The sequence below is a fragment of the Microbacterium sp. genome (assembly GCF_036823965.1).
Lineage (GTDB): Bacteria > Actinomycetota > Actinomycetes > Actinomycetales > Microbacteriaceae > Microbacterium.
The window spans coordinates 173,353-199,047 of sequence record NZ_DAITBE010000001.1 but is presented as its reverse complement, the minus strand read 5'-3'; the positions used below and the strand labels follow the sequence as shown (position 1 = coordinate 199,047).

Annotated in this window: 22 protein-coding genes; 9 read left to right on the top strand and 13 right to left on the bottom strand. The window is 66.1% G+C overall.

Annotated features, from left to right (window positions below; translation table 11 throughout):
- Position 1 precedes the first annotated feature (1 nt).
- A complete protein-coding gene (locus V7Z82_RS00925; RefSeq protein ID WP_334147034.1) occupies positions 2 to 592 on the top strand; it encodes a hypothetical protein in 591 nt (196 codons plus the stop codon).
- A gap of 79 nt (positions 593 to 671) precedes the next feature.
- Here V7Z82_RS00925 and V7Z82_RS00920 read toward each other — a convergent pair whose 3' ends face one another.
- The 8 genes from V7Z82_RS00920 to rfbA all read right to left on the bottom strand — a co-directional run bounded on the left by V7Z82_RS00920 (position 672) and on the right by rfbA (position 11,022).
- A complete protein-coding gene (locus tag V7Z82_RS00920; protein ID WP_334147032.1) occupies positions 672 to 1,406 on the bottom strand; it encodes an ABC transporter ATP-binding protein in 735 nt (244 codons plus the stop codon).
- Positions 1,406 to 2,224, bottom strand: a complete 819-nt coding sequence (locus V7Z82_RS00915; protein ID WP_334147028.1) for an ABC transporter permease — start codon at positions 2,222 to 2,224, stop codon at positions 1,406 to 1,408. The genes V7Z82_RS00920 and V7Z82_RS00915 overlap by 1 nt, the downstream gene beginning before the upstream one ends.
- A 10-nt stretch (positions 2,225 to 2,234) precedes the next feature.
- Positions 2,235 to 3,371 carry a UDP-galactopyranose mutase gene (glf, locus tag V7Z82_RS00910; protein WP_334147026.1) on the bottom strand — a complete coding sequence of 379 codons (1,137 nt, stop codon included), beginning with the start codon at positions 3,369 to 3,371 and terminating at the stop codon, positions 2,235 to 2,237.
- A 94-nt stretch (positions 3,372 to 3,465) separates the two neighbouring features.
- Positions 3,466 to 5,526 carry an acyltransferase family protein gene (locus tag V7Z82_RS00905; protein WP_334147024.1) on the bottom strand — a complete coding sequence of 687 codons (2,061 nt, stop codon included), beginning with the start codon at positions 5,524 to 5,526 and terminating at the stop codon, positions 3,466 to 3,468.
- A 69-nt stretch (positions 5,527 to 5,595) separates the two neighbouring features.
- The gene (locus V7Z82_RS00900; protein ID WP_334147022.1) at positions 5,596 to 7,737 is read right to left on the bottom strand and encodes an acyltransferase family protein; all 2,142 of its coding nucleotides are present in this window, start codon (positions 7,735 to 7,737) and stop codon (positions 5,596 to 5,598) included.
- Positions 7,734 to 9,149: a bifunctional dTDP-4-dehydrorhamnose 3,5-epimerase family protein/NAD(P)-dependent oxidoreductase gene (locus V7Z82_RS00895; protein WP_334147020.1), complete on the bottom strand. Its 1,416-nt coding sequence runs from the start codon at positions 9,147 to 9,149 to the stop codon at positions 7,734 to 7,736. Before V7Z82_RS00895 ends, V7Z82_RS00900 begins: the two co-directional genes overlap by 4 nt.
- 5 nt (positions 9,150 to 9,154) lie before the next feature.
- Positions 9,155 to 10,153 (bottom strand): dTDP-glucose 4,6-dehydratase, encoded by a 999-nt coding sequence (gene rfbB, locus V7Z82_RS00890; RefSeq protein WP_334147018.1) that lies wholly within the window; start codon positions 10,151 to 10,153, stop codon positions 9,155 to 9,157.
- Positions 10,153 to 11,022, bottom strand: coding sequence for a glucose-1-phosphate thymidylyltransferase RfbA (gene rfbA / locus V7Z82_RS00885; protein WP_334147016.1), 870 nt, complete (start codon positions 11,020 to 11,022; stop codon positions 10,153 to 10,155). The genes rfbB and rfbA overlap by 1 nt, the downstream gene beginning before the upstream one ends.
- 103 nt (positions 11,023 to 11,125) lie before the next feature.
- On the opposite strand from rfbA, the gene V7Z82_RS00880 reads away from it, so the two are divergent.
- The 4 genes from V7Z82_RS00880 to V7Z82_RS00865 are packed head-to-tail and all read left to right on the top strand — an operon-like array spanning position 11,126 to position 15,243.
- Complete coding sequence (locus tag V7Z82_RS00880; RefSeq protein WP_334147014.1) at positions 11,126 to 13,189, top strand: hypothetical protein; 2,064 nt, start codon at positions 11,126 to 11,128, stop codon at positions 13,187 to 13,189.
- Positions 13,190 to 13,236: 47 nt separating this feature from the next.
- Positions 13,237 to 13,959, top strand: a complete 723-nt coding sequence (locus V7Z82_RS00875; protein ID WP_334147012.1) for a glycosyltransferase family 2 protein — start codon at positions 13,237 to 13,239, stop codon at positions 13,957 to 13,959.
- Positions 13,956 to 14,348 carry a DUF2304 domain-containing protein gene (locus V7Z82_RS00870; RefSeq protein WP_334147010.1) on the top strand — a complete coding sequence of 131 codons (393 nt, stop codon included), beginning with the start codon at positions 13,956 to 13,958 and terminating at the stop codon, positions 14,346 to 14,348. Before V7Z82_RS00875 ends, V7Z82_RS00870 begins: the two co-directional genes overlap by 4 nt.
- Complete coding sequence (locus V7Z82_RS00865; protein WP_334147008.1) at positions 14,341 to 15,243, top strand: glycosyltransferase; 903 nt, start codon at positions 14,341 to 14,343, stop codon at positions 15,241 to 15,243. The genes V7Z82_RS00870 and V7Z82_RS00865 overlap by 8 nt, the downstream gene beginning before the upstream one ends.
- Here V7Z82_RS00865 and V7Z82_RS00860 read toward each other — a convergent pair.
- Positions 15,221 to 16,240 carry a glycosyltransferase gene (locus V7Z82_RS00860; protein ID WP_334147006.1) on the bottom strand — a complete coding sequence of 340 codons (1,020 nt, stop codon included), beginning with the start codon at positions 16,238 to 16,240 and terminating at the stop codon, positions 15,221 to 15,223. The two genes, V7Z82_RS00865 and V7Z82_RS00860, sit on opposite strands and share 23 nt — an antisense overlap.
- Before the next feature lie 184 nt (positions 16,241 to 16,424).
- On the opposite strand from V7Z82_RS00860, the gene V7Z82_RS00855 reads away from it, so the two are divergent.
- Positions 16,425 to 17,702: a lipopolysaccharide biosynthesis protein gene (locus tag V7Z82_RS00855; RefSeq protein WP_334147004.1), complete on the top strand. Its 1,278-nt coding sequence runs from the start codon at positions 16,425 to 16,427 to the stop codon at positions 17,700 to 17,702.
- Entirely contained in the window at positions 17,699 to 18,451 is a 753-nt protein-coding gene (locus V7Z82_RS00850; RefSeq protein ID WP_334147002.1) for a glycosyltransferase, read from the top strand. The genes V7Z82_RS00855 and V7Z82_RS00850 overlap by 4 nt, the downstream gene beginning before the upstream one ends.
- Positions 18,452 to 18,493: 42 nt before the next feature.
- Here V7Z82_RS00850 and V7Z82_RS00845 read toward each other — a convergent pair whose 3' ends face one another.
- The 4 genes from V7Z82_RS00845 to V7Z82_RS00830 are packed head-to-tail and all read right to left on the bottom strand — an operon-like array spanning position 18,494 to position 23,899.
- Positions 18,494 to 19,384 carry a glycosyltransferase gene (locus V7Z82_RS00845; protein WP_334147000.1) on the bottom strand — a complete coding sequence of 297 codons (891 nt, stop codon included), beginning with the start codon at positions 19,382 to 19,384 and terminating at the stop codon, positions 18,494 to 18,496.
- Complete coding sequence (locus V7Z82_RS00840; RefSeq protein WP_334146998.1) at positions 19,381 to 21,321, bottom strand: DUF6541 family protein; 1,941 nt, start codon at positions 21,319 to 21,321, stop codon at positions 19,381 to 19,383. Before V7Z82_RS00840 ends, V7Z82_RS00845 begins: the two co-directional genes overlap by 4 nt.
- Positions 21,318 to 22,217, bottom strand: a complete 900-nt coding sequence (locus V7Z82_RS00835) for a glycosyltransferase family 2 protein (RefSeq protein WP_334146996.1) — start codon at positions 22,215 to 22,217, stop codon at positions 21,318 to 21,320. The genes V7Z82_RS00840 and V7Z82_RS00835 overlap by 4 nt, the downstream gene beginning before the upstream one ends.
- A complete protein-coding gene (locus tag V7Z82_RS00830; protein WP_334146994.1) occupies positions 22,214 to 23,899 on the bottom strand; it encodes a glycosyltransferase in 1,686 nt (561 codons plus the stop codon). The genes V7Z82_RS00835 and V7Z82_RS00830 overlap by 4 nt, the downstream gene beginning before the upstream one ends.
- Before the next feature lie 232 nt (positions 23,900 to 24,131).
- Between V7Z82_RS00830 and V7Z82_RS00825 the strand changes: the two genes are divergently transcribed.
- Together V7Z82_RS00825 and V7Z82_RS00820 are read left to right on the top strand one after the other, a co-directional pair.
- Positions 24,132 to 24,968, top strand: a complete 837-nt coding sequence (locus tag V7Z82_RS00825) for an ABC transporter permease (protein ID WP_334146992.1) — start codon at positions 24,132 to 24,134, stop codon at positions 24,966 to 24,968.
- The gene (locus tag V7Z82_RS00820) at positions 24,952 to 25,695 is read left to right on the top strand and encodes an ABC transporter ATP-binding protein (RefSeq protein WP_334146990.1); all 744 of its coding nucleotides are present in this window, start codon (positions 24,952 to 24,954) and stop codon (positions 25,693 to 25,695) included. Before V7Z82_RS00825 ends, V7Z82_RS00820 begins: the two co-directional genes overlap by 17 nt.

Below are 25,695 nucleotides of genomic sequence, written 5' to 3'. Positions count from 1 at the left end.
CATGAGCGAGCAGCAGCCCGACGTCCGTTGGGCGCCGATTCCTCCGAAGCCGAACAATCGCGGCCGCATCTGGCTGATCGTCGGCCTCTCCGTGCTCGCCCTCGTCATCGTCGGCGCGCTGCTGTTCTTCCTGCTGCCGCGGGGCGGAACCCCTGATCCAGGGGCGAGTGAGACGGCATCACCCTCGCCGTCTCCATCGGCCTCGGCGACCCCCTCATCGCCCGCCACGGTCGAACCGGAGCCGACTGCGCCGGTCGAGACGCAGCCGCCTGCCGCTGATCCGAGTATCGATCAGTTCCGCGCTCAGGTCGAGGTCTGGGTGACGTCAGCGCCGACCGGTCTCGACATCGTCTCGGAGACCAGCGGCAGCGAAGCGCTCGGCATCATCGACACGCTCCAGCAAGATGCTCAGCGACTGGCTGAAGCAATCGCGCCGTCATCGATCGCGTCCGAATGGAACGACGGCGTCTCCGCGTACTCGAAGCGACTGACCGAGCTTCGCGCGGCCGTCTCGAACGGGTCATCGACCGTTGCTCCCATCGACGCGGCGCAGTCCGCGGTGCAAGAGCTCACGCGCATCGCAGGGCTCTGAAGTCGGTCGTCGCGATCCGGAGGACAGCGGAGCGCGAGCCGGGAGATCTCGGACGCCACAGGTCGGCGCCCGCCACGCGTCAGACCGAAGAGTCCGCGTTGTACCGATCCAGCACCTCGGCGATCGGCGCATCGAGCACGAGAGCACCCTTGTCGAGGTACAGCCCCCGCGTGCAGAAGCGACGGAGGTCGCGCTCGTTGTGACTGACGAAGAAGAGCGTGCGGCCCTCGGCGAGCAGCTCGTCGATGCGCTTGTAGCACTTCTCCCTGAACGCCTTGTCACCGACGGCGAGCACCTCGTCGACGAGCAGGATCGGCTCGTCGAGCTGCGACACCACCGCGAACGCGAGACGGACCTTCATGCCGTTGGACAGATGCTTGTACGGCGTCTCCTCGAACCCGTCGAGCTCGGCGAAGGCGATGATGCCGTCATAGCGACGCGAGACCTCGTCGCGCGACATGCCATGCAGCCCGGCGGTGAGTCGCACGTTCTCGCGCACCGTCAGGTCACCCACGAAACCGCCCGTGATCTCGATGAGCGGGGCGACGCCGCCGTTGACCTCGACCGTGCCCGCATCCGGCAGCAGCACCTTGGCGACCAGGCGGAGCAATGTGGACTTCCCCTGGCCGTTGCGACCCACGACGCCGATCGACTCGCCTGGCTGCACGGTGAACGACACGTCGCGGAGAGCCCAGAACTCGCCCGGTCGTGAACGTCTGGACGCGCCGGCGAACAGGTCTTTGAAGGTGCGGTTGCCACGTCTGTTCCGCCGGAAATGGACACCGAGCCCCTGGACTTCGATCGCAGCCGTCATCACAGCTCCTTCAGCACTGGGCGTTCGAGCCGGCGGAAGGTCCACATCCCGAGCGCGAGGATCGCCAGGCTCATCACGACACTGATCACCAGCGTGAACAGATTCCACTGGTCGGGGAAGAACGCCATCCGATAGAGCATGAAGATCCCGGCGAGCGGGTTGAAGGCGCCCAGCGTCTGCGCGATGCCTGGCAGGTCCGTCACGTTGTAGATGATGGGAGTCGCATAGAACATCGCTCGCAGGACCAGAGCGGTCGTGCGTTCGAGGTCGACGTACATGACGCACAGCGGCGCGACGAGCAGTCCGAGGCCGACGAGCAGGATCGTCTGGAGCAGCATCGCGACCGGCATCCAGAGCAGGCCCCACCCGACCTGCACCGTCTTGCTCGGATCAGTTTCCACGAGCAGGCTGATCACGATGAACAGCACGAGCACCGGCAGGGAGAAGAGGTACTCGATCCCCTTGCTCAGCACGATGCGGTTCACCCAGATCGACCGCGGGATCGCCGTCGACCGCACGAGCCTCGCGTCCTTCTTGAACGCGCGGGTGAAGTCGCTGACGGACGAGTTGAACCAGACCCACGGCAGCAGCGCGCTGATGAGGAACACGATGTACGGCTCCTCGCCCACATCGCGGTGGAACACCTGCGTGAAGACGAACCAGTAGATCAGGCTCATCACCAGCGGATCGAGCACGGACCAGACGTAGCCCAGCATGCTCGTCGCGTAGCGGACCTTCAGGTCGCGGGCCGACAGCAGCCACAGCGAATGAAGGTATCGCCGCGGCGTTCCGGGCGCCCCGACAGCAGCGTGACTCACAGTGCCGAGTCTAGGCGAGCTCGTTGTTCCACATCGACAGCGCCGAGCCGATGGCCATGTGCATGTCGAGGTACTGGTACGTGCCCAGGCGTCCACCGAAGTGCACGTCCGTCTCGCCCTTGGTCAGCTCGCGATACGCCAGCAGTCCATCGCGGTCGCTCGGCGTGTTCACCGGGTAGTACGGCTCGTCCTCGCGCTCGGCGAACCGCGAGAACTCGCGCATGATGACAGTCTTGTCCTGGGCGAAGATGTCCTTGCGCTCAGGGTGGAAGTGCTTGAACTCGTGGATGCGCGTGTACGGCACGTCCATGTCCGGATAGTTCATGACCGTCGTGCCCTGGAAGTCGCCGACGTTGAGGACCTCCTGCTCGAAGTCGAGCGTCCGCCAGCTGAGCGCACCCTCTGCGTAGTCGAAGTAGCGGTCGACAGGGCCGGTGTAGACGATCGGCACCTGGCCGACGGTCGCGCGCTTGTTGAGTGGCTGCGACTCGTCGAAGAAGTCGACGTTCAGCTTCACCTCGATGTTGGGGTGATCGGCCATCCGCTCGATCCAAGCGGTGTACCCGTCGGTGGGCAGACCCTCCCAGGTGTCGTTGAAGTAGCGGTTGTCGTAGGTGTAGCGCACGGGCAGGCGGCTGATGATGTCGCCGGAGAGCTTGTGCGGATCCGTCTGCCACTGCTTCGCGGTGTAGTCACGGAAGAACGCCTCGAACAGGGGGCGCCCGACGAGCGCGATGCCCTTCTCCTCGAAGTTGGCAGCGGTCTTCACGTCGAACTCCCCCGCCTGCTCCTTCACGAGCGCGCGGGCCTGGTCCGGCGTGTACGCCGACTGGAAGAACTGGTTGATCGTCCCGAGGTTCACCGGCATCGGGAAGACCGTGCCCTTGTGCGTCGTGTACACGCGGTGGACATAGTTCGTGAAGCTCGTGAAGCGGTTGACGTACTCCCACACCGTGGCGTTCGACGTGTGGAACAGATGCGCGCCGTAGCGGTGCACCTCGATGCCGGTCTCAGCCTCGGCCTCGCTGTACGCGTTGCCGCCGATGTGGTGCCTGCGATCGATGACCGTGACCTTGCGGCCGGCGTTGGCGGCCCGTTCTGCGATGGTGAGACCGAAGAAGCCCGATCCGACGACGAGGAGATCCATATTGCTGCTTTCTGCCCGATGAGGCTCCGGATGCGCGCGGTGAAGCGCACGGCATACGGGCTCAACTCTACCGGGGCAGCCTCCGCGAACCCTGTCAGCGGGAGCCGGAAGTCAGCGCCCCTGCGTCGTCGATCATCGCCTGGAGCATCGGCGCGAGCGTCCGACCGTACATGTCCGAGAGATGGTTGTCATCGATGTAGACGGCGATGTTCCCGATGACCCCGGTGCAGATGCCCTCCGGACACAGCCACGGACGGAAGTCGACTGCCAGCACGCCGTCCCGCTCGGCGAAGGCCGCGAGCGCCGCGTCATCGGCGAGTCCGACATCAGCGACCTCGCAGGAGGCTTCCTCGTCGAGCACGCACTCGTACATGTCGAACTCGAAACGCGGATTGTCGCGGACCGCGATGACCTCGATGCCGCGATCCGTGAAGGCGGCGGCGACATCCTCGATGCCTTCGAGGAGCACCTCCGGCGACGTCGGACTCGCGCGGGTCACGACGAGATAGACCGCATCCGGCTGCAGCCGGAGCGCATAGTCGATGGCCGCGGCTCGCCATTCATCGCATGACGATCCGGACGTCGACCAGGAAGGCGCCCCGATCGCGATCGAACAGCCGCCCTTGAGGAGCGCGATCAAGCCCCAGTCCTCATCTTCATCCTCGACGAACGCCCTGAGCGGCGACATCAGCTGCTGCGCGTGCGAATCGCCCATCACGAGCACCCGACGGATGCTGGGATCCGAGGCGAGCGCCGTCTGCGAACAGCTCCCCTCGAGCGCGCGGTCCGCAGGTGCGAGCGCGCCAGTGCATGAGCTGCCGAGATCGACCCATTCATCGTCCAGCGCCGTCGCCAGCGGCATCAGCGGCAGTTCGACACCTGCGAGGTCGATCGGGGTGTCGATCTGCGCAGCTCCGGGGTATCCCCCTGTGTCGCTGGCTTGCAGCGCGGCAGTGCGCCGATCGACGGTGACCTGCCAGGCCACGAGCGGCACGACGACCACGAGCACGGCGGCGATCAGCACCGCACCGCCACGTCGGTGCGAGGTGTCGAGGACGCGCGCTTCGCGGATCGGTCGCTCCACGAACGACGACAGCAGGCGGGCGAGGACGAAGGACACCAGTACGATGCCGAGCCCGGCCAGCAGCCCCGGCTCGGACCGACCGCTCAACACCATCCAGGTGATGAGCACCGGCCAGTGCACGAGGTAGAGCGCGTACGCGTCACGGGAGACGAACCGGAGCGGCCTGGAGGAGAGGAAGACGGTGGGACCGCCCGGTGCGCGATCGCGTCCAGCGATGATCACCAGCGCAGTGCACACCACCGGCCAGAGCGCCAGATACCCGGGGAAGCCTCCCTGCACGTCGATCACGATGCCGCAGAGGACGATGCCGACGACGCCGACCCAGCCGAGAACGGCTGCGCTCCAGGCGGGTACGCGGAGATACGGAAGGGCCAGCGCGATGAGAGAACCGGCCGCGAACTCCCACAGCCGGGTTCGAGTGTCGAAGTAGGCGAACGACTGCTCCCGCGCCGTCTCGATGACCGAGAACCCGAGCGAGATGACGAACACCGCCCCGAACACAGCGAACAGTGCCGGGACGAGCAGGTGACGTCGCCTGCGGAGCACGAGCCAGACAGCGCCGATCAGCAGCGGCCACAGGAGGAACACCTGCCCCTGGACCGACAGCGACCAGAAGTGCTGGAACGGGCTCGGTGTCGCGGATGCGCGAGCGTAGTAGTCGACTTCGGAGAACGCGAGCGTCCAGTTCTCGACGTAGAAGAGACTCGACCAGGCCTCTCTCCACACTCGTGGCCACTCCGTCTGCGGATAGGTCAGCAGCACGACCGCGAGCACCCCGACGATCGTGACGGCTGCCGCTGGAAGCAGCCGTCTGAATCTGCGGAGCCAGAACGCGCCGAGCTGCAGACCCCGCTCGCCCTGCGCACGGCGGACGAACGACGAGGTCAAGAAGAACGCCGACACCATCAGGAAGACGTCGACACCACCGGAGACTCGCCCCAACCAGACGTGGTAGACCACGACGAGGAGGATCGCGAGCGCCCGGAGTCCATCGATATCCGCACGGTATCCGGAGACATCGGCGGTTGCGGGCGCGCTGCGGCGCAGCCGTGGCAGTTGCGACAAATTCATGCGATAGGTGGCGTACCGGCGGGTGGGGGGCGCCGCAGTCTGTTCGGGTAGACCGTAGCCGACCTCAGCCTAACCCGATCCGTCGAGCAACCCGTCGATCGCAGTCTCGATCTCCGGTCCCAGCAGCCGCGCGTATTCGAGATTCAGATGGTCCACGTCGTAGTACACGGGCACTCCGCCGATGACCGCGTAGCAGGACTCCGCGTCGCAGAACCGATCCGTGAGATCGAGCACATCCACGGACGGCGTGCCGATCTCCGCCCCGGCGACGACGACCGGATCCACCGGGTGAGCCTCAGCGCGGGGCCGCGCGCACGGCAGCGGGTTCTCCGCGTTCAGGAGCACGCAATCCGGACTGCGCACCTCGCCGTTGAACGGCGGGTCCGCGAGGGCCAGCACCTTGATGCCGTCATCGCTCCAGCGCTTCCAGTAGTCCACGAGCCCTTGCGCCATCTGATCGACCTGCGGACGGTCGCTGCCGTCGTCCACCAGCTGGAGCCGCGACGCCATCGCCGTGATCACCAGATCAGGCTTGCGATCGTCGACCTCCGTCGCCAGATCGTGCGACCATTCGCGGCACCGATCCACGTCGGCTGCTCCCCACGGGCTGCGGAACCCGATGAAGTCGACATCCGCGACCGGGCAGCCACCGTAGAAGCTCGTCGTGACGATCCAGCCGTGCTCTCTCGCCATGTCGAAGACGGGCCCCTGCCACTGCTGGGCATGGGAGTCTCCGATGAGCCAGACCTGAGTCGGATCCTTCGCACCCTTGGAGAAGTCGCACTCCAGGGTCGTGCGCTTGTCTCCGTACGACAGGATCGGCAGGAAGTCGCCGCACTCCGGAGGCGTGTAGAAGTACTCGTTCTCGGAGGTCATCACCGAGTAGTCCGCCGGCCCGAACGGTGCAGGACAGTGCGCGCCGGGAGCAAGGGCCAGCGGGCCTTCACACGAGGACGCGACAACCTCGGTGGGCGGCGCATCCGCATCCACTCGCGTCTGATACCAGGCGAGCACGCCTGCGACGAGGGTTGCGATGACGAGCATGCCAGCCAGCATGAGTACCAGGGCTCGGCGCGTGGAGTGCCGCCAGTACGCCCAGGTCTGTCCCTTGTCCTCGATGAAGCGCTTCGTCAGAGCGGCCAGCACGAGCGCCAGCGCCATCACGCCGACCTTGGACAGCGTCGTGGCCTCCCCTCCGATCACGAACGGGGCGGCGACGATGAGCGGCCAATGCCAGAGGTAGAGCGAGTAGGAGATGCCGCCAAGCCATTGGACCGGACGCAGCGCCGTCACCTTCGCGTGCCAGAGCGTCGCATGCGCGGTGCCGGCGACGATGACGGCCGCCGTACCGACGACCGGCACCAGTGCCGTGTATCCCGGGAACGCCGTCGTATGGTCGTAGGCCATCGCGGAGAAGCCGATGAGCCCGAATCCGAGGAGGCTCACGACGTTGGCCCCGGTTCGCGAGATCCGGACACGGGTGCCGAGCAGTGCCACGGCACCGCCGACGGCGAATTCCCACCCGCGAGTGAACGTCGCGAAGTACGCCTGCGGCGGCGCGACGATCGTGTAGATGATGCTCGCGGCCAGCGACAGCAGTCCGACCGTCGCGACGACGGCGATGAGCGCGTTGGAGACACGCGCACGTCGATCACGCCGGGTGGTATCGCGGCCGGTCCGATGCGAGAGCGCCACGGCCGCAAGCAGCAGCAGCGGCCACACGATGTAGAACTGCTCCTCGACCGACAGCGACCAGTAGTGCTGGACGAGACTCGCCGCGTCATTGAGCGCCGAGTAGTTGACAGACATCGCTGCCAGGAACCAGTTCTCGACGTAGCCGGCGCTCGCTGCGATCTCCCAGGCGTTGCGGCCCCAGCGCGGATACGGCAGGAAGGCGATCAGCAGCGCCAGCGATGCCACCAGCACCAGGAATGCCGCCGGGAGCAGCCGGCGGATGCGGCGAGCGTAGAACGCGCCGAGGCGGACGCCCCCCGTGCGGGACATCTCGCCGACCAGATGACCCGTGATGAGGAAGCCGGAGATGACGAAGAAGACATCGACTCCGACGTACCCGCCGGTCACCCGCACGGGCCAGAGATGGTTCAGGACGACGAGGCCGATGGCGATGGCCCGCAGCGCCTGGATGTCAGTCCGGAAGACGCGCGCACGGGGGGCGGCGGCGGGCTCCGCCGTGTGCAGCGCTGTGCTCACGAACCGAGATACTCCTGGAGCAGGTCGTCACCGGACCGAGGGACGAACCCGATCTCGAGCACGCGGGTCAGGTCGAGCTCGCTGTTGCGCGGGCGCGGTGCGATCGGACCGGAGGCCGAAGCGAAGTACTGCTCCGTCGACACACCCGTGACACGAGACGAGTCGTGGCCTGACAGCTCGTAGACGCGTCGGGCGATGTCCGCCCACGTGACACTGTCACCGGACGAAGACAGGTTGTACACGCCAGGCGTCGGGCGAGTCACGAGCAGATGCCGGATCAGAGCGGCGATCTGCGAGGCGAAGGTGAGGCGTCCACGCTGGTCGTCGACGACGCTCGGATCGACGCCCTTGGCGGCGAGGGCCGCCATCGTGCGCACGAAGTTGTTCCCGGCGCCGATCACCCATGACGTGCGGACGATGTAGTGCAGCGGCGCCGTCGCGACGGCGATGTCGCCGGCTGCCTTCGACTGCCCGTAGACGCCGAGCGGGCAGATCGCGTCATCTTCGAGGTACGCGCGGTCGGCGGAACCGTCGAACACGTAGTCGCTCGAGACGTGGACGAGGGTGATCCCGTTCTCGGCCGCGATACGTGCGAGCGCAGCGGGGCCCGCCGCATTGATCGCCCAGGCGTCGCGACGCCCCTCCGGCGTCTCCGCGCGGTCGACCGCGGTGTAGGCCGCGGCATTGATGATCGTGTCGTACTCGCGCCAGCGACGGGCATCGGCCAGGTCTCCCCCGCCGAGGTCGAATTCAGCCCGCGTGGTCCACTCGATGTTCGCCGTGCCGTCGAACTCCTCGCGGAGTGCAGTGCCGAGCTGACCGCCGGCTCCGATCACGAGCGTGCGACGAGGCGCGATGGGCGAGACATCTGCGAGGCGAGGGTGAGCGAGGTCCTTCGCCGACACCTCGGCATCCGCGAGCGGGATCGGCCACTCGATCGCGGCGGTCTCGTCGGCGAGGTTGAGGAACGAGTAGGAGGCGTCAGGCGACCAGTGGTCGTTCACCAGATACGTGTACGCGGTATCCGCCTCGAGCGTCTGGTAGGAGTTGCCGACGCCGCGCGGCACGAAGATCGCCTTGGATGGATCGAGTTCAGCGGTGAAGACCGCACCGAAGGTCGGGCCCTCGCGCAGGTCGACCCAGGCGCCGAAGATCCGCCCCGTCGCGACCGAGACCCACTTGTCCCACGGCTCGGCGTGGATGCCGCGGGTGGTGCCGATGGCGTCGTTGAAGGAGACGTTGTTCTGGACCGGCCCGAAGTCGGGCAGACCGAGCGCCGTCATCTTCTCGCGCTGCCAGTTCTCCTTGAACCACCCGCGGGAGTCGCCGTGCACCGGCAGGTCGAAGATCACCAGACCTGGGATCGCCGTGTCCGCCTGCACGAGCGCCTTGCCGAACTCGATGTCGCTCACGACGCTTACTGTCCCTTCGTCGCGTAGAACGCTTCGGTGGAGTCCTTCGACGGCGCCCACCATTCCTCGTTGTCGCGGTACCACTGGATCGTCGCCGCGAGTCCGGACTCGAAGTCCGCGTACTCCGGGGTCCAGCCGAGCTCGGTGCGGAGCTTGGTCGAGTCGATCGCGTAGCGCAGGTCGTGGCCGGCTCGATCGGTGACGTGGTCGTACGCGTCGCGCGGCTGCCCCATCTCCTCGAGGATCAGCTCGACGACGTCCTTGTTGTTGCGTTCGCCGTCGGCGCCGATGAGGTACGTGTCGCCGATCCGCCCCTTCTCCAGAATCGTCAGCACGGCAGACGAGTGGTCGTTCGCATGGATCCAGTCGCGCACGTTCTCCCCCGCCCCGTACAGCTTGGGACGGATGCCGCGGATCACATTGGTGATCTGTCGGGGAATGAACTTCTCGACGTGCTGGTACGGCCCGTAGTTGTTGGAGCAGTTCGAGATCGTGGCCTGCACGCCGAAGGAGCGCACCCACGCACGCACCAGCAGGTCGCTGCCCGCCTTGGTCGACGAGTACGGCGACGAGGGGTTGTACGGCGTCTGCTCGGTGAACCGCTCGGGATCGTCGAGCTCGAGGTCTCCGTACACCTCGTCGGTGGAGATGTGGTGGAACCGCGTCTCGTGACGACGCGCCGCTTCGAGCAGCGTGTACGTGCCGATGATGTTCGTGTCGAGGAACGGGCGAGGGCTGTGCAGCGAGTTGTCGTTGTGCGACTCGGCCGCGTAATGGACGACGGCGTCAGCGTCGGCTGTGAGCCGATCCACCAGCTCCGCGTCCGTGATGTCGCCGTGCACGAACCGTACCCGGTCCTCCGGAAGGCCGGCCAGGGATGCGCGGTTGCCCGCGTAGGTGAGCGCGTCCAGCACGGTCACGGTGTGGTCCGTGTTGCCGACCACGTAGTGCACGAAGTTGGATCCGATGAATCCGGCGCCGCCGGTGACGAGGATGTTCGACATCAACGACCTCTTTCCAGGGTCTCGAGCAGGTAGGTGCCGTATCCCGACTTCACGAGCTTCTCCGCACGGGCGCGGAGCTCATCGTCGGTGAGGAATCCCTGACGCCAGGCGACTTCCTCGGGAACACCGATGCGAAGACCGGTGCGGCGCTCCATCGTCCGCACGTAGTCGCCGGCATCCGACATCTGGTCGAACGTGCCGGTGTCGAGCCAGGCGGTACCGCGTGGCAGGACCTCGACCTGGAGCGCGCCGCGCTCGAGGTAGGCGCGATTGACATCGGTGATCTCGTACTCGCCCCGCGCGCTGGGCTCGAGCGAGCGGGCGATCTCGACGACGTCGTTGTCGTAGAAATAGAGGCCAGGCACCGCGTAGTTGCTCTTGGGCTGCGTGGGCTTCTCCTCGAGGGAGACCGCACGACCGTCCGCATCGAACTCGACGACGCCGTAGGCGTTCGGCTCGGCGACCCAGTAGGCGAACACCGCGCCGCCCTCGACGTCCGTGTACCGCTTCAGCTGCGTGCCGAGTCCAGGCCCGTAGAGGAGGTTGTCTCCGAGGACGAGCGCCACCTTGTCGTCGCCGATGAAGTCGGCGCCGATCACGAAGGCCTGCGCCAGCCCATCGGGAGACGCCTGCTGCGCGAACGTCAGGTTGACGCCGAACTGCGAGCCGTCGCCGAGAAGCCGCTCGAACTGCTCTGCATCATGCGGCGTCGTGATGATGAGGATGTCGCGGATGCCTGCCAGCATCAGGGTCGACAGCGGGTAGTAGACCATCGGCTTGTCGTACACCGGGATGAGCTGCTTGGAGATGCCGATCGTGATCGGGTGCAGTCGAGTTCCGGAGCCGCCAGCGAGAATTATGCCTTTCACCCCCATATCGTGCCACATTCCGACTGGGAGTCTCGGCAAGCGATTCGCTTGCGTCACATCAATCACACTGGCATCATCTGTATCTTTCCGCCACAATGAGCAAGTGACCGGCTCAAGATTCCCCCGTGTGCGCACGATCGTCGCCAGCGTGGCGGCCGTCGTGCTCTCCGCTTCCGTCCTCGTCGCGACTCCTGCCAGCGCGGAAGTTGCCGCATCCAACACCCCCGCGCGCAGTGCCGCGGCTCCTCTCGACACCGGGATCCGCCCGATGGCGGATCTCTCCCAGTTCAGGCCGGGAAACATCATCTCCGACGCGATCTTCTTCGATAACACGACGATGAACGCCCAGCAGATCGACGCGTTCCTGCAGAGCAAGCTGAGTGTCTGCCGCTCCAGCTACGCGTGCCTGAAGAGCTACTCGCAGCACACGCCGAACAAGGCCGCTGACGCCTACTGCAACGGGTACACAGCAGGATTGAGCGAGTACGCCTCGACGATCATCTACAAGGTCGCTCAGTCCTGCGGCATCAACCCGCAGGTGCTGCTCACGATGCTCGAGAAGGAGCAGAGTCTCGTCACCTTCGCGTACCCTGACGCGGGTCGATTCAAGATCGCGATGGGCCAGGGGTGCCCCGACACCGCCGGGTGCGATCCCGCGTACGCCGGCTTCTTCTACCAGGTCTACGGTGCCGCCCGTCAGATGAAGATCTACGCCGAGGGCCGCTGGTTCACCTACTACGCGCCGGGGAAGACCTGGAACATCCTGTACCACCCGGAACCGAAACTGAACTGCGGTTCCGCTCCGGTCTACATCGAGAACATCGCGACCTCTGCGCTGTACTACTACACGCCGTATCAGCCGAACCGGGCTTCGCTCAACGCGGGCTACGGTCTCGGCGACAGGTGCTCGAGCTACGGGAACCGGAACTTCTATCAGCTGTTCACCGACTGGTTCGGGTCGACGCAGGTCCCCGCCATCAGGCTCGTCAAGGCGAACAACGCCGATGAGATCTACCTCGTCGCCGACAAGAAGAAGTTCCACATCACGAACAGCACCGACCTCGCGGCGTACATGGCGGTGCTCGGCTGGTACCAGACGACGAGCCCGACCGCCTTGGCCGCCATCCCGAATGCCGGCGTCGCCAGCCGCTTCATCCGGGACGGTCGCGATGGCGGCATGTACCTGGTCGAGCCTGACGGCTCGAAGCATCACTTCACCGCAGCAGACCACGTCACGCGATTCGGCTTCAACATGGCCGTCTACACGTCGCTGCCTGCGGCACTCGTGGATGCCTTCCGGTCCGGCGCCGCGGTCGGAGCGTATTTCAAGGCGGAGGGCGATGATCGCTACTTCCGCTGGGAGAACGCGACGAAACGACACGTGGTCAATCAGCAGGCGTGGGCCAAGCTGCCCGCCGCCGACCGCGCATATGTGGCGACGTTGCCGACGGCCAGCGCCAACGCGATCCCCGTCGGGCTTCCGATTCTCCCTGCCGGAATGACCGTCCGCGAGCAGGGCTCCCCTGACGTCTACGTCGCCGGCACCGGAGCCGAGATCATCCATCTCCCCAGCTGGGGCCTGGCTCAGGACGCCGGTATCGCCGACAGCGGCATCATTCCCAGCGGCACTCTCGCGAAGAACGCTCCAGTCGCCGGAAGCCTCTCGGCGTATGTGGCTTGCGGTGCTGCGCTGTACGTCGTCGACGGAGGCGGGCTCACCCGAGTGCAATCCATCGCGACCGGGGTCAAAGTCACTCCGGTTCCCGACTCGATCTGCTCGTCGATCCCCAAGACCGGACGGACGTTGACCGACGCTGTGCTCGCGAAGACCCCGGGCGCGGATCCCGTCTATCTCATCCAGGGAACGCAGTTGCGACACATCCGCAGCCAGCAGCGTCTCCTCGAGGCGAACGGCAACCGCACGCTGTACTTCCTCTCATGGAGTGCGGACACTCGCGGCGGTTTCGAGGTCGGCGCCCCGCTGCTCGCGGACGGCTCCTTCGTGACGCTCGGCACGGACGAGACGTTCTACGTCGAGAAGGGGCTCCTCCGGCACGTCCAGTCGACGGCCACCCTCATCCGGCTCGCCGCACCGCGCTGGCCCACGGTCGAAGCGCTGCCTGCGGCGTACCGCGCGAGCTACCAGATGGGAACACCGATCCCTTGAGCTCAGCGCCGGATGGCGGCTCCGACGATTCCGTTAGAATGGGCTCCATGGGCTCGGCTACGCAACGACTGATCGTCATCGTGCCCGCTTGGAATGAGGCCGAGAACGTCGGTAAGACGGTCATCGAGATCAAGGCGACGCTCTCCGGAGCCGATGTCGTGGTCGTGGATGACGGGTCGACGGACGACACGGGCCGTGTCGCTCGCGATGCCGGCGCCGACGTGCTGACCCTCCCCTACAACATGGGAGTGGGTGGTGCCATGCGAACCGGATATGCGTACGCGCAGCGGCACGGCTACGATCAGGCGATCCAGGTGGATGCCGACGGCCAGCACAACGCCGAGGACATCCGGCGGATCCTCGCCGGCCTCGAGACGGCCGACATCTCCATCGGGGCGCGGTTCGCAGAGGTCGGCACATATCAGGCGAGTGGTCCTCGCCGGTGGGCGATGATATTCCTCGCCTCCGTGATCTCGAGGATCGCGCGCACCAAGCTGACCGACGTCACGAGCGGATTCCGCGCGGCCAACAAGCGAGCGATCGACCAGTACGTCACCTACTACCCGGCCGAGTACCTCGGCGACACGATCGACAGCCTCGTCGCCGCTCTCCACGCAGATCTGACCGTCACGCAGGTGCCGGTCGCCATGCGTCCACGCATGTCCGGCAATCCGAGCCAGGGGTTCATCGGGTCTGCCGTGTATCTCGGGCGCTCGATCTTCGCCCTCACGCTCGCGGTGGTCCGCCGACCGATGCGGGGGCGCGCATGATCTCGATCGGTGCCCTCGCGCTGGGGATCGTCATCGTGGGAGCGGTCACGGCTTTGCTCCTTCGACGACAGCTCCGCGAGAAGTATGCGGTGATCTGGCTCGCGATCGGACTCGCGGTCCTGCTGCTCGGGATCTTCCCGGCTGCGCTGCAGTGGCTGACCATGGCGCTCGGCTTCCAGCTGCCGGCGAACCTGATCTTCACACTCGCCATCGCCCTGCTGCTCGGCGTCTCGCTGCACCTCTCCTGGGAGCTCACGAGAACCGAGGAACGTCTGCGTCGTCTCGCCGAGGAGACAGCGATCGCTCGACTCGCGCAGCACAGGCTGGAGTCGGATCTCGACGAGCTGCGCCAGCGGGTGGAGCATCGTCAGATCCACGACGATGAGTGACCTCGCACTGGTCTTCAGCACCTTCAACCCGCCGCGCAGTCTCGTGGAGACGGTGCGGCTGCTCTCTGAGCGCTACCCGATCGTCGTCGTCGATGACGGCGGCACCGACCCGCATGACGTGCTGCCCGCCCTCGCCGAGACCGGCGCGCATGTCGTGCGGCAGCCTCGGAATTCGGGCATCGCGGCAGCGCTGAACGTCGGATGCACCATCGCTCTCGACGATGGAGCCGAACTGGTCGTCACCTTCGACCAGGACTCCACTCCACTTCCCGAGACGATCGAAACGCTCCGGACCTCGTACCTGCAGGCGGCCCACGACGGGTTGCCGATCGCAGGCATCGTCCCGAAGCAGTTCGCGCAGGTGCAGCAGTCGCGATCGGATGCGCAGCACGCCGTGGCGCGTCGGGTCATCCAGTCCGGCATGCTGATGCCGAGCTCGGCGCTCGAGGCCCTCGGACTGTTCGACGAATCGCTGTTCATCGATCTGGTGGACACGGACTACGAGATGCGAGCGCTGTCTCGTGGGTTCCGCATCCTCGCCGCCCCCACCCGGATCGAGCACGAACTGGGGAGCCCGGTCAGGCTTGCGCCGTTCGCTCCGCTGCCCCCGACCATCCCCACCATGGCGAGCACGCCGTTCCGGTACTACTACCGCGTGCGCAACCGGATCGTCCTCACACGTCGGTACTTCCGCACTGCGCCGGGGCGCATGACAACAGATCTCTTCATCGACCTGGTCTACTTCGCGCTCATCGCGCTCGCCGCTCGGCCGCGTCGGTCGATGCTGAATGTCATCCTGCGCGGTGCACGCGACGGTTTCCGCAGACGCGGCGGCCGGGCACCCGACGTCGTCTATGCGACGGCGAGCCGCATCACCTGGTCTGTCGCGGAGTAGCGCCGGTCGAGCGCCGACCGCCGACGATCACTCCCGCGATCCAGCTGGCCAGATACTCGACGACGAAACGCGTCGGCACGTGTCCTCGCCTGCGTGCGTTCCGAAGCAGCCCGATGGTCCACCCCAGGCGTCGCCGCCGCCCGAAGCCGTCCACCGCAGCGGCCGAATCCCCCGACCGCTCGCGCAGTTCATCAGCGAGGAGCTGGCGCCAGCCGACATAGACGCGGAAGAGCATCCGCAGCATCGCCCACGGACTCGCCGAGCCCTCGTAGCGCCGGGTGAACGCCCGCGCGTTCTGCCACGCCGTGACGATGACTGAGGAGCGTCTCCCCGAATCCATGCGGCTCGGATCGCCGAAGACGTTGTTGTCGTGCTGCACGTAGTCCTGGACGACCACGTCGACGACATGCGTGCCTCCCCGTGAACCGGCGACGACCGCCAGCCAATGATCATGTGCGGCCGCGCGGGTCGACATCCGGGGGAACGGCAGGGAAGGCGCGATCAGCTCGCCACGAAGAACGCAGAGCGACCCCGTGAACTGATTGTTCAGCATCGTCATGACCGGCCCGAGATCACGACGTTCCGTCCGTCCGGTGACGATCTCGCCGGGGTACGTCACCAACCGTGCCTGTCCCGAGACGAGCGCGGCGCCCTCGAGGTGCGGAAGGAGCGTCTCCAGCTTCTCCGGGTACCAGGCATCATCCTGGTCGCAGAGCGCCACCCACTCGGTCTCCTCGCCGACAGCGCGCAGGCCCCGCTCGAAATTGAGATAGAAGCCGAGGCGCTGTCCGTCCGCGAGGACGCGGAATCGGGAGTCGTCATCCGCGATCTCGGCGAGGACCCGCCTGACCGTCGCATCATCGCCGTCGACGGTGACGATGCATTCCCAGTCCGTCACGGTCTGCGCACGAAGCGACATCACCTGTCGAGCGAAGAGCTCAGGGTCTGGGTCGTATGCGGCGAGCACGATGGCTCCACGTCCTCGGGTCTGCGCCATCGTTCCTCACAAGCTCGTCGGATCCGCTCCAGTCTAAGGGAACCGCGCCGGCTGGTCGCTCTCAGCAGACCCCGGATGCGACGCCGTAGGATGAACCCATGTCCCGGGCTCTCCCTCAGCCATTCGCGGTCGAGGCGATCGCCCTCGCGCCGCTGTCAGTGATCTGCGCGGCTCGATGAAGCGCATGTCCCCCTCGCAGCCGTCTCCGGCCGCAGCACTCGCGCGGCGCCTCCTCGGGTTCTCGACGCTGCCGTTCCTGGCGTCGGTGCTTCCTCTCGTCGCGCTGCCGTTCATGTCGCGTGCGGCGAGCACCGACGACTGGAGCGCGCTGAACATCGGGCTCGGCGTCGGCACGTTCGCCGGAGCGATCGGTCTCGTCGGCTGGAACATCCTCGGGACTCCGCTGGTCGCGATGGCGGATTCGGACACCGCCCGCCGAGGCCTCTACGGCCGCTCGTTCTACATCCGTTCCGCCGTCGTCCTGCTGGCATCGATCCTGAGCGCAGTCGTCGCCTCCCTCATCTCCCCCGCGTCGTCATGGCCCGTGGCCGCAGCCTTCGCTGTGGCCGGCGCATTGAACGGCATCGGCCTGAGCTGGTATGCAGTCGGAGTCTCCTCCCCCCGGATCGCCCTCTGGTACGAGGTGGTACCTCGTGCTGCCGCGACCGCCGCCGCGATCGGCGTCGTCGTCCTCACCCAGGATGTGCTCTGGTACGGAATACTCCTGAGTCTTTCGATCATCATCGGCACCGTGGCCTTCCATCGTCGCGTGCTCGGGCGCTTCTGGCCCGCCTGGCCGGGAATGCTCCGACTGCGGTCGGACATCGGCGATATGAAGGCCGCCTGGGGCGTCGAGTCGATCGGCAGTCTGTACCAGAACGCCCCCGTCCCTGTGGCCGGACTGATCGCAGCGCCTGTCGAGGTCGCCGCGTATGCCTCGAGCGATCGTATCTACAGGTACGGAACACTCGGTGTCGCGGCAGCAGGGAACGCCCTCCAGGGCTGGGTGCTCGAAACGACGGATGTCCGGAGCCGTCGCTCCCGCAACCTGGCGGCATTCGCGGTCATGGCCGTGATCGCCGCGATCGGTTGGGTCGTCCTCGCCGTCTTCGGCCCGTTCTTGAGCGGCCTGCTGTTCGGTGCCGACAAGCAAGGCGATCCTGCCGCTTTCCACTTCCTCGGCATCGCCTTCATCTCCGTCACGATGGCGACTCCGCTCATCCGGAACATCCTGATCCCCGCCCGTCGCGACGGGTTCGTGCTCGCCGTGAACATGGTCTCGGCGATCGTCGGGGTGGCGCTGATGGTCGTCCTCGGCTCCTGGCTCGGAACCACCGGCGTCGCCATCGGCTTCGCCGTGAGCGAGACGGCGACGCTCATCGGATGCGTGTTCCTCGCGACTCGCGTCGGCCTGGCACCTCAGCAGCGAGGATCATCGACTGACAGGAAGAAGGAACGATGACGCAGCTCGAGACCGTGAGCGTCTGCATCGCGGCCTATAACGGCGAACGCTTCATCGCGCAGCAGATCCGTTCGATCCTCGACGGACTCCACCCGAGCGACGAGGTGGTCGTGGTCGACGACCGCAGCACGGACCGCACGGTCGACATCGTCGCCGCGGTCGACGATCCTCGGATTCGGCTCATTCGCCAGGGCGAGAACCGAGGGTACGTGCGCACCTTCGAAGCAGCGATCGCCGCTGCCGCCTGCGATATCGTCTTCCTCTCCGATCAGGACGATGAATGGACGCCGGGGCGCCGCACCCTGCTCGTGGATGCGCTCCGGGAGTCGGCGATCGTCGCAGGGGACGTCGTGCTCATGCCGGATGACTCCCCCCTCTCCTCGCCGCTCACCGGGCGGACGTGGCGCCTGGCGCCGTTGCGAGGCGGTGGCTCGCTCCGGAACGAGATCAGGTTGCTGATGGGGGATGCGCCCTACTACGGCTGCGCCATGGCGTTCCGGCGCGACGCCACGGCATTGGTGCTGCCGTTCCCTGACTTCCTCGTCGAGTCGCACGACCTCTGGATCGCGACGGTCGGGAACTCGGCGCGCGTTCTCGGCCACGTGCAGGCGCCCGTCCTCCGACGAAGACTGCATGACACCAACGCCTCCTCGCCGCGGCCGCGCGGGGTCCGTCAGGCGCTCCGGTCGCGGTGGATGCTGCTGCGCGCGTGGCGTGAGGCCGTGCGTCGCGTCCGCGCGTTGCGCTGACACACGACCGCTGAGCCCGCCGGCCCGCGGGCGGCAGCTGCATCAGCTCAGCGAGAACGCGTGGGCAAGCGCAGATCGGACCCCGCGGGCCGTACCATGCCGCACGACGGCCGGAAGAGCGGCGAGACCGTGGAGCCGCGACATGAGCCGGACGCGAGCAGTACGCGCAGTGCGCGTCCAGCCGAGCCCAGCTGCCTTGCCCCGGGCGACCCGATAATAACGGCGCTCGTCCCGGAAACGACTGCCATCGAGCAACGTCTTCTGGGAAGCGCTCTCGGTGTGACGTCGATACGAGAAGGCCACCGTCGGCGTATACGCCAATGTGCCTCCGTCGAAAGCGATGTCCATGAGCAGCGCCAGATCCTGGATGACGGGGAGATCGTCGGTGAAATCGATGCGCTGCACGGTCTCGACCCGCAACGAGAGAGACGGCCAGTACAACCAGTTCCCCCGGATGAGCGTCGTAGCCATCGCATCGCCTGTGAAGACCGCGATGTCCTCGCCCTTGGGAGCGAGCCACCGCTGCTTGATGCGATCGACGAGCGGGAGCACCGGACGTCCTCGCTCATCGATCACCACGACGCCCGGCTGAATCACGTCGGCATGCGGGACGCGCTCGGCCGCAGCCCTGACGATCTTCACATAGTCCGGATGCAGGAGATCGTCGCAGCCGAGGATGGTGATGAACGGCGTCGAGGCGCGACGCACGGACTCCCGGAAATTCTCGGTGATCCCCACGTTGCTCGAGTTGCGCACGTAGACGATGCGCTCGTCGGACTCGGAACGGAAATGCTCGGCGACGGAAGGGTCCGGATAGCAGTCATCGATGACGGTGAGCCGCCAGTCGGAATCGGTCTGACGTCGCACGGACTCGACCGTCTCGTAGAGCTGCTCGGGATCCCCCCAATAGGGAACGAAGATCTCGTACGTCATCGGCCGAGTCCGCAGGAGATGATCTTGTACAGCTTGGCGTCACCGCGCTGCTCCACCAGCTCGACATACGGCGAGCGCTCCAGGTGGTCGAATCCGGAGTAGTCGCCGTCGTTCTCCTGGAAGTCGCCGTCGGCGCTGAAGTCGAGGACGTATCGCACACCGGTGTCGTCGAGTGCATCGCAGACGGCGGCGGAGTCCCCCTCCGTGGCGAGGCGAGTGTTGATCGTCTCGGCGTCGTCCGTGAGATCCATCAGCAGGTGAGGCATCAGCACACGGCGGCCGCTCACCCCGTACGCGAAGGATGCCCCCGTCCATGGGTCTCCCGCGATGACGGCATCCTTCGGGACGACATCGGCCAGGTCCTCCATCAGATCGAGCTCGTCCGGCGACACGATCGGCCCACCCGGACGCAGCTCGTAGGTGAACTCGATGTCTGCGGCAGCCTGTCGAATGGCTGCATTCTGCGTCACCCCGACGAGGAGGACGACGATGACCGCCAGGAGCGAGGCAGGCACCCGTAGGGAGATCCGTCGGATCACGGCGAGCGGGCGCTGCCGGAGGGCCCACGAGACGAGCACCGCTCCGCCCAATGCAGCGAGAGGCAGCACGCCGATCGCCCAGAATGCGGCAACCCGGGGAGGATTGTTGTACCACGGCGCTGTGAACCAGAATCGGAGCACCTCATAGGGAGATGCCGCGACGATGATGTAGAGGGCCGCAGAGATGACCGCCATGCTCAGAATCGACCAGCGGACGTAGCTTCCGCGCCTGATCACGCTGTAGGCGCCGATCAGCATCAGCGCAGTGATGCCGAGCGAGCTCGGGTAGCCGTACACGCTCGCCGAGACGACTTCGCCGATCGCACCGGGAACGGTGTTGATGATGGGCCAGTAGATCTGGCTCGCCGGCGGGCGGACCACCTGCAGCAGGACGACGCCGGCGCCTGCATATGCCACGAGGAGTGCGACTCCGATGAGACGAGCGCGACCGCCTCGTCTGATCTCGACGATGATGCGGGCCACCACGAACGGCACGGTCAGCGCGACCACGGCCATGAGCGCGCCCGGATGCGCCACGCCCAGTCCGGGAATGACGAGGATCAGGAGCAGCGCCCAATCCTGCCGACGCGAGACGGCGCCTGGGCGCAGGAGCCGCCATGCGACGGCGATCGCGGCCGGGGCGAGGGCCAGTCCGAGGAACAGCGGATAGAGCACGCCGTAGTGCAGGAGGAGGAAGGGGAAGGCAGGGAACGCAGCGCTGAGGACACCTGCGATCACGGTGACGATCTGGCTCCGACCGAGGAGCTCGCGCACCAGGAAGATCGCGCCGAGCGGCCAGACGACGGCAGCGACGACGATGATCATCGCATTCGCGGCGACGGCGACGCCGGATCCGCTCAGTGCCACGATGATCGCCACCACCGCGTGCCAGCCCGACGGATAGAAGGGCACTCCCGCCGGCGACGTCATGCTTCCGAGCCAGAGCGGCGATGCATTCCCCGTGTCCAACACGTACTGGATCGCGTTGAGGTGGAAGAAGTTGTCGTACCGCTGCGAGAAGTAGTCCGGCGCATGCATGCTGCGAACCAGCACGAAGGCGATGATGACTGCGGGTACGACGAGCGCGATGGCGATGGCAATGCGTTGGTGCGCCGTCGAACGCGACGCTGGCGACGCTGGACGTCCCGCGTACTTCGACCAGAAGAACGCGGCGACGGCGGCGATGACGGTGAGGATCGCCACGGGAAGAAGGCCCCACCTGATGCCGACGATCGGCGCTGCGAGAGCGGCGACGGCGATCAGCGACACGCTGAGCGCTGGAGCCAGCGCGACCAGGCGCAGTCCTCGCAGCCGCAGGAGCGCGCCGACGATGATTCCCGGCCCGAACAGCACTGCGCCCGTGACGAGGACCGCCGGCACGATCGTGACCCAGCTCACGCCTTCTCCGCCTCGGGGTACTGCACCTTCGGATTGAAGGTGATCCCGCGCACCCACTTGCCCAGGAGCTTCGCGCGGAGGTCCAGTGGCACACGTCCGCGATGCAGGCTGAGGAACAGCCGAGCGCCGAACTCCACGAAGTGGAGGAATCCTCGGTGGTGCAGCTGCCACGAGGCTTCGTTGCGCACGCCGTAGGCGAACTTCCAGAGGCTCTTCCGGTCGACCATCGCGAAGTTCACGCCGCGATTGTCGCCCATGTCGTGGACGACCTCGCTGTCCAGCACCTGCACGCCGGGGCAGCGTCCGGTGAGGCGCAGCGTGTACTCGCGGTCGTCGAACCAGATGAAGTACTCCGAGTACGGAAGCCCGTACTCGGCGATCGCCCACCGAGGGATGAGCACCGAGACGAACGAGCAGGCGGTGACCATGACGTTCTGCTGTCCCTTGACGAGGAGACGACCCCAGTCCCATGTCGGAACGGGGTTGTTCATCTCGCAGATGCTGCCGTCGGTGAACTCCACCACCGAGCAGGCGAAAGGCACTTCGGCGCCGAGTTCGGCGACAGCGCCTTCGAAACCCGAGAGCAGCGCAGCGAGCGCATCCGGCTTCGGGTAGCAGTCGTCGTCCATGATCCAGACGTGATCCGCCCCCGATGCATAACCGCGGCGCATCCCCTCAGAGAATCCGCCCGCACCGCCGGAGTTCGTCGTCATCGTGACGATCTCGACCGGTACCGAGAGCTCGACGGACGACAGATACTCCGCGGTGCCATCGGTGGAGGCGTTGTCGATGATGAACAAGGTCTCCACCGGGTGCGACTGCGCCGCCACGGATGCGAGGACCGTCTTCAACTTCTCCAACCGGTTGAACGTGACGACGACTGCTGCGACGCTCACCACGAGCTCACCTCTTCCTTGAACCACGAACTCGCGGACTGCTGCGACAGCAGCTTCTTCTCGGCCTTGCGCTCCCTGCGCCACAGCGACTCTCGGGCCGCCTCGTCATCGACGAGGGGTGCCACGATCTCGGCCAAGCGCCGCGACGCACGATGCGCGAACCGAGGCACCAGGGCGGAGTCGGGGATGATGTCGCGCTGCGCTCCGACGTCGGTCGACACCACGGGGACTCCGTGCGCAATGGCCTCGAGCGTCGTCAGCGTGAGCCCCTCGTTGTGCGAGGACACGACGAGGACATGCGCTTCATCGAGTGTCTCGGCAACGGGGATCTTGGACGTGCGCCGGACGATGTCGGCGGCCAGTCCCTCGGCCTCGATGATGTCGTTGACCCAGCTCGCGAGTTCGCCGTCACCATGAAGGATGAACCGAAGCCGGTGTCCCTGGTGCTTCAGGCGATGCGCCATGGCGAGGAAGACCTCGGGGGCCTTCTGACGGGCGAGTCTGCCGATGAACGCGACGGTGAAGACGTCTCCGTCCGCACGCGGCCGGAAGACGGCATCCTTCGGCTTCACCGTGAGACCACCGAGCGGTGCCATCACCACCCGATCAGCCGGGATCCGCTGCACATCCGTCATCCACCGCGCAAGACTCGGCGAGATGACATGGTGCTTCGTGATCGATTCCGCGGCGACCGCGCTGCTCAGGGGGTAGCCTCCGCCGGTGTACTCGACGATGTGCGTGCTGTCGACGATCGGGATTCCGGGTCGGGATGCTGCGATCCACGCCACCCGGTCGTAGATCCACTGGTTGTGATGGATCACCACCCCGCGGACGTCGAAATTCTGCAGCAGCGCGCGCAACAGCTGCTCGATCCCCGGCGTCTGCGAATCGACCGTCGGCTCCGAGAAGGGAATGAGCAGGGCCCCATCGAGCTCGGATCGGGTGATCCACTCGTGGTGCGAGTCGCGATTCGTCAGCACGATCGGAAGGAACCCCGCTTCGCGAACAAGCTTCACCGCCTCGAAGGCCCAGAGTTCGGCACCACCGAGCTGGAACCAGTGCAAGCCGATGATCACGGCTTTCTGGGCGCCGTCGACAGCGGGTGCCGCCGGAACGATGACGTCGTCTTCGTGCAGCCCGCCCCGTCGGAACTCCGACTCGTACTGACGACGTGTGACCGGCGTGTGCAGGCGTCGCTGGAACCTGAGCAACGACAGATCACGAAGGTCGTCGTAGAAGAGTGGCGCCCGCGCCTTGACCCAGCGGGCGAGTCCGCCGACGAGTCCAGGACGCGGCGATCGATACGGATCCGATTTCAGGATCTCGTCGGATGACACGTGGAGGTGGCGGACCGGCGATCGCACGAGTGCTGCGGACGCGGCCTCCGAAGCCTGCGCACGCCGCTCCTCTGCCGGGACCGCACTGATGACGTCGAACGATGTCAGGCGGTGCCGGTTGAATCGAGACATGCCGTCGAACGTGCTGTCGTCCGTGAGCCGCGGCGGTGTCTCCACCGTGCCGTCGTACAGATGGACGCGGAAGGTTCGTTCCGGCGCCATCAGTGCGTGGAAGTTCAACGCACCCACCAGCAGGCGCCGCTCTCGTGTCGAGAGTTCGATCCCGGTCTTCTCATCCGAGAACCGGAAGAGCGCGGGCTGATCGAGAGCTTGAAGAACTGTCACGAATACTGGTTGCTTTCGGATCGAGGACGCACGACAACTCGCCGATCCTACCAGCGACCGAGATGCGCACCCTGGGCCGCGCCTGTGCCCGAGGACCGCCGCGCATTTGCGCCGATCTGCCAGGGATCAGGCGCGGCGACTCGTATGATTGCTCGAGGTGCGCGCGAGATGGTCCGCGCATACGGAAGGTGGAATCGCGGTGCAACAGGCTCGCACAGTCGACGACCAGAGGATGACGACCCCTGGTGCGAATCGAGGGCTTCTCGAGGTCTTCCGACAGCGGTATCTCCTCTCCCTCATCGTGCGCAAAGAGGTGCAGATCAGATACCGGGGCTCGATCTTCGGCTGGCTCTGGTCGTATGTGAAGCCGCTCGTCCAGTTCGTCGTCTTCTTCGTCGCGATCGGCGTCTTCCTCGGCCTGAACGATCGCGTCGAGTACTTCCCGATCTATCTGCTCTCGGGAATCACCGTCGTCACCTTCTTCAACGAGGCGTTCTCCAACGGCACGCGCTCCCTCGTGGACAACGCGGCGCTCATCAAGAAGATCTCCCTTCCGCGTGAGATGTTCCCCGTCTCGAGCGTGCTCATCGCAGCGGTGAACACCGTGCCGCAGATCATCGTCGTCGTGGGCATCTCGCTGTTCTTCGGCTGGGCGCCGTCGTTCGCCTCCGTGGCCGCGATCCTGCTGTCTCTCGTCATCATCGCCGTGCTGGCGAGCGGGCTCGGCCTGTTCTTCGGCTCGATCAATGTCACGTTCCGCGACGCGCAGAGCTTCGTGGAGATCATCGTGATGATCGCGATCTGGGCATCCCCCGTGATGTACGAATGGACGCAGGTCGCCAAGGTCGTCCCGGAGTGGCTCTTCGTGCTCTACCGGCTGAACCCCATCACCGCAGCGGTGGAGCTGTTCCACTACGGGATCTGGTTCCCGCTCGGCCCCGACAACGGCTCTCCCATCCCCGACCTCTGGATGTACGGCCTGATCGGGCTCGTGACCTCACTCATCGCACTGGTCATCGGCCAGCTCGTCTTCCGCCGACTGGAGGGTCGCTTTGCCCAGGATCTCTGATGCGCAGGTACTGCCGCGGATCATCATCGACGACGTCCACAAGACCTTCAAACTCCGGCACACGCACTCCATCAAGGAGACCGCACTCGCAGCCATCCGCCGCAAGCCGCTGACGACCAACTTCCACGCCCTCGACGGCGTCTCATTCGACATCGGAGAAGGCGAGTCGGTGGCGCTGCTCGGATTCAACGGCTCCGGCAAGTCGACGATGCTCAAGCTCATCTCAGGCGTCCTCGAGCCTGACGCAGGATCCGCGCTCACCCGTGGCCGCGTCGCCGGACTCATCGAGGTCGGCGCCGGCTTCCACCCCGATCTCTCCGGTCGGGAGAACATCTTCCTGAATGCGGCCATCCTCGGGATGAGCCGGAAGGAGACCGAGGCGCGCTACGACGAGATCGTCGCGTTCAGCGAGATCGAGCAGTTCATCGACACCGAGGTGAAGCACTACTCCTCCGGCATGTTCCTCCGACTGGCGTTCTCCGTGGCAATCCACACCGAGATGGACGTTCTGCTGATCGACGAGATCCTCTCCGTCGGCGACGAGCCGTTCCAGCGGAAGTGCATCGCGCGAGTCCGCGAGCTGCACGCCGAGGGCAAGACCCTGGTGGTCGTCAGTCACGACCTGAACATGGTCTCCGACCTGTGCGAGCGCGGCATCCTCCTGCAGCAGGGGAAGGTCCGCTTCGACGGCGCGAGCAAAGAGGCAGTGGAGCTGATGCGCGCCTAG